Genomic DNA, 10,312 nt, shown 5'->3' with positions numbered 1-10,312 from the left:
TCGTCGACGTCGACGTCCTTGTTGTGCTTGACCTCGGTGCCGCGCATAAACTGCATCCGCTCAAACGGTCGGATATAGGTATTGGCCAACACAAATTTATCGCTTTTCTTGCACTGCTCGTCGAAACCGGTCAAGTCCAGTTCGTCAATCAGTTCCGTCGGGAAACGGTAGTTGTCAAAATCGTCCCAGTCCTCCAAGATCGGCTTTTTGACCTCGCCGACAACACCTTCCTCTGCGGCAGTCCAAAAACAGCCGAACTCGTCGATATAGTTGCCTTTTCTTCCCTGTGTGCCCTGCGCATACCGGCTCTTGCCGTAATGAATTCTCGGGTTGAACGTGTCCTCTTCAAACCGCTTTTTAAAATCTTCAAGTTGTTCCGATTTGAAAAGCCGTACATTCGGAAGCGACCATAACGATCTGGGAAACCGATCGATTTCCTCATGATTTAAAGTTTTAAATACCCGTTCGCGCGAAGTCATAAAAATCCCCCTTTACAAAACTCCGTCTTTATTATACAGTATCAATATCGGATTGCATTCAAATTCGTTTTGAATACGATTTTATATATCCGGAGGTGCAAAATGTCGGATTATCTGATCAATGATTACAACTTTATTCTGAGCGGCGAATGGCAGACCTACACCGACAAAGAGCTGTCGGTTCCGGGAATTCGTCTGTTCGGCCATTTTGCCACCCAGACGGCCTCGGAGCCGCTTTCTACGCACATTCACCCGGGCTGTATGGAGATTTGCTATATCGTACGCGGGAATCAGACCTACCACATCGGTGACAAGGCCTATGACTTGACAGGCGGCGACATCTTTCTCACATTCCCCGACGAACTGCACGGCTCGGGCGGTGATCCGCAGGGCAAGTTCGAGATCTATTGGCTTCAGTTGGAGATGTCGAAATCCGATTTTTTATTTTACGGAAAAAATTCCGCAAAAGCGCTGAAAGCCGAATTAACAGGTGTTCAATCCCGTCAATTCAAAAGCGATCCGCGCAGTCTGCAGTTGATCAAAGAGGCCTTTCAAAACATTCCGCTGATCGATCCCACACGAAAATTGCACGGTGTTTCCGCACTTACTTTATTCTTATCGAAAAATTTCTGCGCAAATAAAAATCATCTTATCAAACCCGCGAAAATCGCACAGGCGGAGCTATATATTCAGGAAAATCTCGAGAATAAAATCACCTTGGCGGATGTCGCGGAACAGGTCGGGCTTTCACTTTCTTATTTTAAAAAGCTCTTTAAAACCTCGACCGGAGAAACGCCCGGGGATTATATCAACTATCTCAAAATTCAACGGGCGAAAAAGCTTCTCGGGGCAAATTCGGTCACGCAAACCGCTTTTCTGTTGGATTTTTCGTCCTCTGCCTATTTTTCGAGCGTATTTAAACACTACGCCGGGATGAGCCCGACGCAATATCAAAAGAAGCTAAAAAGGTGAATATAATCGATAATAGTCCCTGCCCCGATACCCGTTAAAAGCCGAAATCAAACCGAATAGCCGCATCGCTTTTTCATCGGGACTTTTTCCGTAACCGTGCCAGAAATCCCGATCAAACCGTTCGGTTTCCAAGTTGAAATGAATCGACCAGAGCGCCCAAAACAAATCGTAATTCCGGTCGCCGATCCCGCCGTTTCCGCAATCGATAAATTTTGCCTGTTCTTCTCCGATAATTAAATTCGGAAGGCAGGCGTCGCCGTGAATGACACAGGGTTTTCCCGCGTATTTGGATAACAGCAGCATTTCACTGTATGCATCAGCAGGCGTTTTGACACCGCAATATTCAAGCAGAGCGGCCTCCGCTTTCCCCTCGAAAAACTTTCCGGCTGCGTGTTTTAACATTGTCTCGGCGCGGTTTTCACAGGGGCAATCCCTGATCGGCAGGTCGTGCAGCTTCCGCAGCGTTTTTCCAAACGCAAAAAGTGTCTCTTTCGGATTTTTCTCGATCAGATTCAAGGTATTGTCGCCTTTGACAGTTTCGGTCAGCAGCCAGCCGTTTTCGCCTTTTCGGCAGAAAGCAATCACTTTTGGCGCAAGACCATAATCCGATAAGAAACCGGACATCTCAGGCTCGTTCTGCAGATATCCGTCATTGGTGATTTTCAAATAATATTTTTCATCAAAAGAGAGCACTTTTGACCGCGGTTTGTCTTTCACCACAGTCACAGCGCTCTCTTTCGGCAATTTTATAGCGATTTTTTCCGGGAGTTTCGATAAATCAATTCCCGCATGCATCTTCTATCGCCCTCTTCAAATCGTCGATCCCGAGTCCGCTGAGTGCGGAGACCGCGATCAACCGGCTTGAATTCATGTTCGGGAAATTTTTATGAAATGAAGCCAATTCTGTCTTGTTAAGCTTATCGGCTTTCGTGGCAGCAATCACAAACGGAATATCCGCTTTGACAAAAAAGTCGATCATCATCCTGTCGTCGGCGGTCGGTTCATGGCGGATATCCGTCAAAGCGACGGCCAGCCGGATATCGCGACCGCTTTGAAAGTAGTCCTCCATCAGATTGCCCCAGTCGTCTTTTCGGGATTTGGCGCGTTTGGCATAACCGTAACCGGGCAGGTCGACCAGACGGAACTGCGGATGATTATAGAAGTTGATCGTCTGCGTTTTTCCCGGGGTTTGACCCACTTTCGCCATGGATTTTTTATTGCAGAGTTTATTGATCAAACTGGATTTTCCGACGTTTGAACGGCCTGTGAAAACGATTTCCGGCTTATCGGACGCAAACAACTGTTGACTGAATCCGAACGAGGTCTCAAAAGCCACGGTCTCAAAATTCAACATTTCAATTCTCCGAAACCAGCGCTTGCACCAGCACTTCGTCGATGTGTTTGACCGGAATAAACTCCAGAGCATCTTTCACCGCTTTGTCAATTTCAAACAAATCGGGTTTATTCTCTTCGGGAATCAGTACGGTTTTCATTCCCATCCGATAAGCGGCCATCGCTTTTTCTTTCAAACCGCCGATCGGCAGCACCCTGCCCCGTAAAGTCATTTCACCTGTCATTGCCAGATTCTTTCGAACCGGTTTCCCTGACAGCGCAGAGACCAGTGCGGTGGTGATCGTAATGCCCGCAGACGGTCCGTCCTTGGGTACGGCGCCTTCGGGAACATGGATATGCAGGTCTTTTGTCTTATAGAATTCCTTATCGACGCCGAGTTTGTCGCAGGCGCTGCGGATATAGCTGACCGCAGCCCGCGCCGACTCCTTCATGACGTCGCCGAGAGAACCCGTCAGTTCGAGTTTTCCGCTGCCCTCGAGCACACTGACTTCGATCTGAAGCGTGTCGCCGCCGATGGCCGTCCATGCCAACCCTGTCGCCACGCCGACCTCGTTATCGACCGCCATATCCGGTTTAAACTTGGCCGGACCGAGGTATTTATCGAGATTTTCCGATTTGACGCCGACTTTTGCGGTTTCACCCGATGCGATTGCCAAAGCGGTCTTACGGCAGATCGCCGCAATCTCACGTTCCAGTTCGCGTACGCCCGCTTCACGGGTGTAATTGTCGATGATCGCGTTGACGGCGTTATCATTGATTGTGAGTTGTGTTTTTTTCAGTCCGTGCTTTTTCAGCTGCTTCGGAATCAGATGGAGTTTTGCGATATTACGTTTTTCCTCGCGGGTATAACTCGTGAGACTGATGATCTCCATGCGGTCACGCAGCGGTTCGGGGATATTCTCATAATAATTCGCGGTTGTAATAAACAGCACATTCGAAAGGTCAAACGGCAGTTCGATGAAATGATCGACAAAAGCATTGTTTTGTTCGGCGTCAAGCAGTTCCAGCAATGCCGATGAAGGATCGCCCCGGTAATCGTTTCCGAGTTTATCAATTTCATCGAGTAAGATCACAGGGTTATTCGATTTTGCACTGATCAGTGCGTTGATCAACCGGCCGGGCATCGCGCCGACGTAGGTCTTGCGGTGGCCACGGATATCGGCCTCGTCCCGAACGCCTCCCAGAGATATTGTGGCGAAATTCCTGCCGCCGGCTCTTGCAATGGAACGCGCGACAGAGCTTTTACCCGTACCCGGAGGCCCGACAAGACAGATCACCTGTCCCTTGATGTCCGGCGACAGCAGTTCCACGGCCAGATGCTCCAAAATTCTGTCCTTGACTTTCTGCAGTCCGTAATGATCTTTATCAAGAATCGCCTTCATCTGTTCGATGGTATGTTTTTTAGAGACGCTGATATTCCACGGCAGATCGAGACAGCAATCCAGATAGTTTCGGATGATGGTGGCCTCCTGAGACCCAAGCGGCATTTTGACGAGCTTCAGAGCCTCTTTTTCGAGCTTTTCGGAAATTTCCGGAGAGACACGCAGTGCCTTGATCCGGGTTTTATAATCCATATACTCGTCCATCTCGCTCTCTTCACCGAGCTCTTCCGAGATAGTACGCAGCTGTTCTTTGAGAAAATAGTCGCGCTGGTTTTTATCCATCGAGACGCGCACTTTATCTTCAATCTCATTTTCGAGTTTAAGCACCGAGTTTTGGTGTGAAAGCAGTGAGATGACACGCTTGAGACGTGAGATATGGCTTTTTTCCTCCAGAATCGCCTGCTGCTCTTCAAAGGGCATCATGGAATTGGAGGCAATAAAATCCGAGAGCACGCCCGGCTGCGTTTTGGCCAAAGCGCTCATTAAAATTTCACGCGCGGTATTATCATTCAATTCAAAATATTCGGAGAATATACGTTGTGCAGTACGGACAAGCGCCTCACCGGTTGTCGTGTTGCGCAGCGGCGCCTTTTCCACAATACGTTCGACATTGGCCGAAAAAAACGGCTTCATCTGGACGTAATCGGTGATTTTTGCCCGCAGGATTCCCTCTACCAAAACCGCATAACTGTCCGGAGTGGTTTTGACGATTTGCTTGATTTTTCCGATGGTTCCGATTTGAAAAATGTCCTCTTTACGGGGGTTTTGTACCTCGGCATTCTCTTGTGCGGCGAGAAAGATCAGCTGTTGGTCACCTTCGGACACATGCTGCAGCGCTGCAACGGACTTTTGACGCGAGACGTCAAACCGCAGCGTCATTTCTGGAAACAGTACTACTCCGCGCAGTGCGATCATCGGGATATTGTCAAATTTAGATATATTGGTATTCACGAGGACTTTGGCCATGTTGATCCCCCTTCCCGCTTTCGCGGCGAATTTTATTTTAGTTATTTTCGATGATTTTCCCGGATTCGATACGCCCGACTTTTTCGACGGCACGGTCACGCATCCAGAGTGCCGGATCGGTTTTTAACACGTAACCGCTGCAATTATCCGGCAACCAGCAGTTCAAACTCTCGTATTTGGGATAAGAAAACGCTGCCATAAGCGTTGAAATGGTGCCGCCATGTGAAAAGATTGCGATTGTATGGACGTTGGTCTTCATGCAGCTTTCAATGATCTTTGAAAATGCCGCAAAGATACGGTCCAAGAATTCCTTTTGCTTTTCAGCGCCCTCCGCTTTTCCGGCGGCAGCGATCACGCGGTCCAGATCAAACGAATGATCTTCATTGAAAAACTGAACGCAGGACTTTTCTTCCAGTTCGCCGAATCCATATTCCCGTAACCCGTCGATGATGATCGGCGTTTTATCCGGATAGGACGCTTTTGCGGTCTGATAAGCCCGTTTGAGCGGACTTGAAAATACCGCGTCGACTGGATAGGACTTGAGTAATTTACCGCATTCGGCTGCCTGCTGTTCGCCTTTCGGAGTCAGCGGTCTGTCGGTACTTCCGAGAATAATCGGCTCAATGGTGGCGTTTGCGTGTCTGATCAGATAAATTTTATACGGCATCTTTTCCTCCGTCGTTTTCCTTTTCTTCGTCAGCCAGTGCCGCTTTGATCATTACGGCACACTCGACCCGTTTTCGTTCCATCTCGCAGGAGATCTCATACGGTTTCAGGATATCCCCGCGATACAAGAAATTATTGGCGTTGCAGCCACCGCTGCAGTAAAATTTCGCCCAGCAGTTTTGGCAGTCGGTTTTTGCGAAAATGTCCGCCTTTGCAAATTCGGATTTCATCCCCTGGTCAAAACTTCCGTCTAAGACGTTACCCATCTTTTTACCGGCAACTCCGACGAACTGATGACACGGATAGATATCCCCGTTTGCCGCAACTGCGACGTATTCGTTCCCGCAGCCGCAGCCCTTGACGCGCTTGATGGCACACGGGCCGCCCTCGAGGTCGATCATAAAGTGAAAGAAATTGAAATAACCGCCGTTTTTCCGGTCCTCGACGATGCGCTTTGCCAATGTCTCATATTCCGTAAAGATGCGCGGCAGATCTTCTTTTCTCAGCGAATAGGGTGCGCTGTCGGGTGCGACGACCGGCTCGACCGAAATCTGGTCAACACCCAATCCGGCGATATGAAAAACGTCGTTGGAAAAATCGAGATTATGGCGGGTAAAAGTACCCCGGAGATAGTAATCCCGCTTTCCTTCCGCGTTATTTTCACGCTGGGAAACAAGTTTTTGAAATTTCGGGACAATGGCGTCATAAGTGCCGCTGCCGTCTTTTTTCGTACGGATACGGTCGTGAATCTCTTTTCTGCCGTCCAGTGACATAACGACGTTAGACATTTCACGGTTGATGAATTCTATATTATCATCGTCGAGCAGAACGCCGTTGGTCGTAATTGTAAAACGAAAATTCTTGTTGTGTTTTTGTTCGAGTGAGCGTGCGTATTCGACGGTGCTTTTGACCACACCGAAGTTCAGCAGCGGTTCCCCGCCGAAAAAGTCCACCTCAAGGTTGTGTCGGCTGCCGGATTTTTCGATCAAAAAGTCGATTGCTGCTTTCGCGGTCTCCTCCGGAAGCCAGTTGCGCTTTCCGCCGTAGCAGCCCTCGTCCGCAAAGCAATATTCGCACTTCATATTGCAGTCATGTGCAATCAGCAAGCACATCGACTTTACAGGTGCAGAGGCAGTTCTGAACGAGGAAAGCCGTTTATCGTCCGGGCAAAACAGCTCTCCGCGGTCGCGCAGTTCCCCGAGTTCACTCCAGCAGACATCGACGTCTTCACGCGAACCAAGCTGATAGGCCTCTTCGGGCGCTTCTTTTCCCATCTCAAACGAGGCATAATCCAGCAAATCATAAGCGAGCTTGTCCAGCACATGGACTGCTCCGCTGTTGGTGTCGATTGCAATCCGATATCCGTTCAGCTCATATTTATGCAGCATTTTAAATCCTTCCAAAGACAACAAAAAGAGCCGGCCCCGCATTCAGAGGCGGCTCCTCATGCAGAAATTTTATTTTTGGGTTTTCGGAGAGAAGCGGCGATTGTTTTTATTGTTTTCACATTTCTGATTGGCAACCGTGCAGGATGTTTTGCAGGCCGACTGGCAGGACGCCTGGCATTCGCCGCATCCGCCGTTTTTGACGCTGGCGGTAAGCCGTGCTCCGGCAATGGTCTTGATATGGCTCATAATCAAACCTCCGAATATGATCTACAGAAAACTTCATTCTCAAAGTTTTCCGTTGTTTAATTATACCATACGGATAACGCTCTTTCAAGTTTTTAGCGATAAATTTTTGCTTTAATGAGCGCGGCTTCTTCGCCGTTTGTTCCCTGCGCCCAAAAATCCGCCAAGTGCGCCTGTAAAAAGGCATACTGCTAATTTGATCACCAGTTTCGAAAACACCACACCGCTGCCGAAGAACAACCCTATCGCAAAAATGATGATAAACGCAAAAAAGCCACACAGGATTCCGAATAGAACACATTTTTTACGGATGGACCCGGCTGTCATTAAACCACCGATTAAACCCGTAATTCCGCATATAACCCAACCGAGTGTTTCGATATAGCCAACCGGAGCACCGGCACTGAAAATCAATGCCCCTGCAAAGCAGATAACAGTTGAAATTAAAATAGACATGGCCGCGTACAGGATCGTCTTTTTTACCGCATTACCGGTGTCAAATTCAGCCGCAGACATAAAAACACCCTCTCGCATCAAGTTGTTGAAACCTATGCCGGGAGGGCGCTTTTTATTCCGTTTTATAAACTTTATTCTTCCTCGGATTTACGCATAGCGGTGATAGTCTGGATGGCCCATTTCATGATCTTCATCTTGTCGCGGTCAGAACCGGTTTCGATAACAATAGAGTCCTCACGGACGCTGACGACCGTTCCGGCGATACCGCCGATGGTGACGATCTCATCGCCGACTGCAAGCGCGTCGCGCATCATCTTCTGTTCTTTGTCGCGCTTTTTCTGCGGACGGATCATGAGAAAATACATTGCGAGAATCAATACGCCGAAAAGAATGACCGTCGACCAGATTCCGCCGCCTCCGAGCAGCGAATTCGAATCCGAAGCGGTGCTGACAGCCGAATCAACGACCGAAGTATCCGTAGGCGCTGCAGTGGTCAGTACCTCTGCCGAGGTTCCTGCGGCATCCAATAATCTGCCGATCAATAATAAAAAAGCGTTCATTTCTTCCAATCCTTTCAATTTCTGAGAAAAATTCACTTCCCGCGATGATTATACAATATTTCTATTGATATGGCAAGAGAAAAATTTCAAATGACAAATCCGCCGTTCGGGCTGAGAATCTGACCGGTAATGAATTCGGATTCCGCCAAAAACAGAACGGCTTTGGCGATATCGGACGGCGTGCCGAGTTTTTGAAGCGGCGTTTCATCGATTAAACCGGCGACATCTTCGTCGGAGAGTCCCCGGTTCATCTTGGTATCGATCACGCCGGGAGCAATACAATTGACGGTGATACCCGAAGGGCCGACCTCTTTGGCAAGCGCTTTGGTCAAACCGATGATAGCGGCTTTTGCTGCGGAATAATGCACTTCACAGGAGCTACCCGTGATACCCCAGATGGAGGAGATATTGACGATCGCACCGGATTTTTGCGAGATCATATAGGGAAGCGCTTCGCGGCAGCAATAAAAGCAGCCGTCGGCATTGATTCCGAACATCCTGTGCCACTGCTCGTCCGTGATATCGGTAAAAAGGGAAAATTCTGCGATTCCGGCGTTGTTAATCAATACGTCGATACCGCCGAATCGCTTGAAAACTGCCGAAAACATATTTTTAACCTGTGCTGAATCTGATACATCGGCTTTGACAGCGAATGCGGCTTCACCCAGTTCTTTCTCGAGCGATAATGCGTCTTCCTGCGATTGATGATAGTTCAACGCGACACGATACCCTTTTTCGGCGAAAATCCGAGCTGTCGCCGCGCCGATACCGCCTGAAGCGCCGGTGATCAATACCGTCTTCATTGTTGTCGTTTTCTCCCCTTCCCAAACATTTAGCTTTTACGTATCACGAAATGAATTTTCACTTCATTGATCCCTTGTCAAACCATACCGCTCTTCTTACTCTATTTGGGTTTTTGTAATGTGTTTTTTCAATATAGCCGTTCGGCGTTATGCCGGAATCAAGTAATTTTTGAATACCCTTATATCTGGAATCATCATTGTCACACCAAGATGGGCCGAGAATCAATTTGCCGCCGTCGGCCAAATACTCCTCCATGATGTGCTTAAAAAACATGATCTCGTCGTCTTCGGGAACTTGTCCCAATCCCCCGACATGAATATAGTCGAATTTTTGTTCGGTCTTCCAAAAAAACGAGTTGCCGATATAAAAATGTTCGCTCCACTGCGGAAGCCGTTCTTTTGCCAGTTCAATCAAACCTTCCGAGATATCTACCCCATACATTTGCAGGTCAAAGCCGACGGCTGCTGCCCATTGATGAACCATCTCACACAAATGCCCGTTTGCGCAGCCGACATCGAGAAAAGTTCCGTTTTTATAGATCGCCTCGACAATCGGCAGATGCGAGTACGCATAATGAAATGCGTCGCCCCCGTGTCCCGATTGCCCGCGTGGATTATTTTGTGCAAGATACATTTTTGTAAAATATACTTTATTAATTTCGTACCATTCGTTTTTGCCGATCTCATTGTTTTTTAACGCGGCATTCACATAGGCGTTGAAATCGTTGGCGAGGGGCAGCGATAAGGCGTAATTTTTGTCCATGAATCCCCCTTACAAAAAACGAACCCACCATCAATAGATTCATCAGTTGATGGTGGGCGGTCTGGTGCCGGTGGCCGGACTCGAACCGGCACGATATCGCTACCGGTGGATTTTGAGTCCACTACGTCTACCAATTCCATCACACCGGCGAAAGGTTTGACGCGAGAGCTATTATACCATTCCATCCGTACTTTTGCAAGAGTGAATTTTTTAAATTCGTTTTACTTGTGTAGGATTACAATTGATGTGTTACAAAAGGGAGGAGGAAAAAAAGAGTAGCG

General features: G+C 48.3%; 12 protein-coding genes and 1 tRNA gene. 1 reads left to right on the top strand and 12 read right to left on the bottom strand.

Annotation, left to right across the window (positions count from 1 at the left end; translation table 11 throughout):
* Window positions 1-479, bottom strand: a 479-nt coding sequence (locus PK629_12550) for a methyltransferase (GenBank protein ID HOP12308.1), incomplete at its 3' end; no start/stop codon positions are given.
* A 102-nt stretch (window positions 480-581) separates the two neighbouring features.
* Between PK629_12550 and PK629_12545 the strand changes: the two genes are divergently transcribed.
* A complete protein-coding gene (locus tag PK629_12545) occupies window positions 582-1,451 on the top strand; it encodes an AraC family transcriptional regulator (protein HOP12307.1) in 870 nt (289 codons plus the stop codon).
* On the opposite strand, the gene PK629_12540 is transcribed toward PK629_12545, so the two are convergent.
* The 11 genes from PK629_12540 to PK629_12490 all read right to left on the bottom strand — a co-directional run bounded on the left by PK629_12540 (window position 1,440) and on the right by PK629_12490 (window position 10,180).
* Entirely contained in the window at window positions 1,440-2,246 is an 807-nt protein-coding gene (locus PK629_12540) for a phosphotransferase (protein ID HOP12306.1), read from the bottom strand. The genes PK629_12545 and PK629_12540 overlap by 12 nt on opposite strands.
* Window positions 2,230-2,805 carry a ribosome biogenesis GTP-binding protein YihA/YsxC gene (yihA, locus tag PK629_12535; protein ID HOP12305.1) on the bottom strand — a complete coding sequence of 192 codons (576 nt, stop codon included), beginning with the start codon at window positions 2,803-2,805 and terminating at the stop codon, window positions 2,230-2,232. Before yihA ends, PK629_12540 begins: the two co-directional genes overlap by 17 nt.
* 1 nt (window position 2,806) lies before the next feature.
* On the bottom strand, window positions 2,807-5,152 hold the full coding sequence (lon, locus tag PK629_12530; GenBank protein HOP12304.1) for an endopeptidase La: 2,346 nt from the start codon (window positions 5,150-5,152) through the stop codon (window positions 2,807-2,809).
* 37 nt (window positions 5,153-5,189) lie between these two features.
* The gene (locus PK629_12525) at window positions 5,190-5,819 is read right to left on the bottom strand and encodes a histidine phosphatase family protein (protein HOP12303.1); all 630 of its coding nucleotides are present in this window, start codon (window positions 5,817-5,819) and stop codon (window positions 5,190-5,192) included.
* Window positions 5,809-7,206 (bottom strand): thioether cross-link-forming SCIFF peptide maturase, encoded by a 1,398-nt coding sequence (gene scfB / locus PK629_12520; protein HOP12302.1) that lies wholly within the window; start codon window positions 7,204-7,206, stop codon window positions 5,809-5,811. The genes PK629_12525 and scfB overlap by 11 nt, the downstream gene beginning before the upstream one ends.
* A gap of 69 nt (window positions 7,207-7,275) precedes the next feature.
* Window positions 7,276-7,452, bottom strand: coding sequence for a six-cysteine ranthipeptide SCIFF (gene scfA / locus PK629_12515; GenBank protein ID HOP12301.1), 177 nt, complete (start codon window positions 7,450-7,452; stop codon window positions 7,276-7,278).
* A gap of 111 nt (window positions 7,453-7,563) precedes the next feature.
* A complete protein-coding gene (locus tag PK629_12510) occupies window positions 7,564-7,965 on the bottom strand; it encodes a TIGR04086 family membrane protein (GenBank protein HOP12300.1) in 402 nt (133 codons plus the stop codon).
* Window positions 7,966-8,036: 71 nt separating this feature from the next.
* The gene (gene yajC, locus PK629_12505) at window positions 8,037-8,465 is read right to left on the bottom strand and encodes a preprotein translocase subunit YajC (GenBank protein ID HOP12299.1); all 429 of its coding nucleotides are present in this window, start codon (window positions 8,463-8,465) and stop codon (window positions 8,037-8,039) included.
* A gap of 86 nt (window positions 8,466-8,551) precedes the next feature.
* On the bottom strand, window positions 8,552-9,268 hold the full coding sequence (locus PK629_12500) for an SDR family oxidoreductase (GenBank protein HOP12298.1): 717 nt from the start codon (window positions 9,266-9,268) through the stop codon (window positions 8,552-8,554).
* Between the two features lie 58 nt (window positions 9,269-9,326).
* On the bottom strand, window positions 9,327-10,031 hold the full coding sequence (locus tag PK629_12495; GenBank protein HOP12297.1) for a methyltransferase domain-containing protein: 705 nt from the start codon (window positions 10,029-10,031) through the stop codon (window positions 9,327-9,329).
* A 62-nt stretch (window positions 10,032-10,093) separates the two neighbouring features.
* Window positions 10,094-10,180, bottom strand: a tRNA-Leu gene (locus PK629_12490).
* Window positions 10,181-10,312: the final 132 nt, after the last annotated feature.

The organism is Oscillospiraceae bacterium, from assembly GCA_035380125.1.
In the GTDB taxonomy this organism is placed as follows: domain Bacteria; phylum Bacillota; class Clostridia; order Oscillospirales; family JAKOTC01; genus DAOPZJ01.
Note: the sequence above shows the minus strand (reverse complement) of the source record. Positions and strands in the feature narration are given on the sequence as shown.

What these genes read in the sequence shown, in the direction of transcription:
- PK629_12500 (HOP12298.1), bottom strand. Translation starts at nt 9,268, where the DNA reads ATGAAGACGGTATTGATCACCGGCGCTTCAGGCGGTATCGGCGCGGCG.
- PK629_12545 (HOP12307.1), top strand. Translation starts at nt 582, where the DNA reads ATGTCGGATTATCTGATCAATGATTACAACTTTATTCTGAGCGGCGAA.
- scfA (HOP12301.1), bottom strand. Translation starts at nt 7,452, where the DNA reads ATGAGCCATATCAAGACCATTGCCGGAGCACGGCTTACCGCCAGCGTC.
- PK629_12525 (HOP12303.1), bottom strand. Translation starts at nt 5,819, where the DNA reads ATGCCGTATAAAATTTATCTGATCAGACACGCAAACGCCACCATTGAG.
- yajC (HOP12299.1), bottom strand. Translation starts at nt 8,465, where the DNA reads ATGAACGCTTTTTTATTATTGATCGGCAGATTATTGGATGCCGCAGGA.
- PK629_12510 (HOP12300.1), bottom strand. Translation starts at nt 7,965, where the DNA reads ATGTCTGCGGCTGAATTTGACACCGGTAATGCGGTAAAAAAGACGATC.
- PK629_12495 (HOP12297.1), bottom strand. Translation starts at nt 10,031, where the DNA reads ATGGACAAAAATTACGCCTTATCGCTGCCCCTCGCCAACGATTTCAAC.
- yihA (HOP12305.1), bottom strand. Translation starts at nt 2,805, where the DNA reads ATGTTGAATTTTGAGACCGTGGCTTTTGAGACCTCGTTCGGATTCAGT.
- scfB (HOP12302.1), bottom strand. Translation starts at nt 7,206, where the DNA reads ATGCTGCATAAATATGAGCTGAACGGATATCGGATTGCAATCGACACC.
- lon (HOP12304.1), bottom strand. Translation starts at nt 5,152, where the DNA reads ATGGCCAAAGTCCTCGTGAATACCAATATATCTAAATTTGACAATATC.
- PK629_12540 (HOP12306.1), bottom strand. Translation starts at nt 2,246, where the DNA reads ATGCATGCGGGAATTGATTTATCGAAACTCCCGGAAAAAATCGCTATA.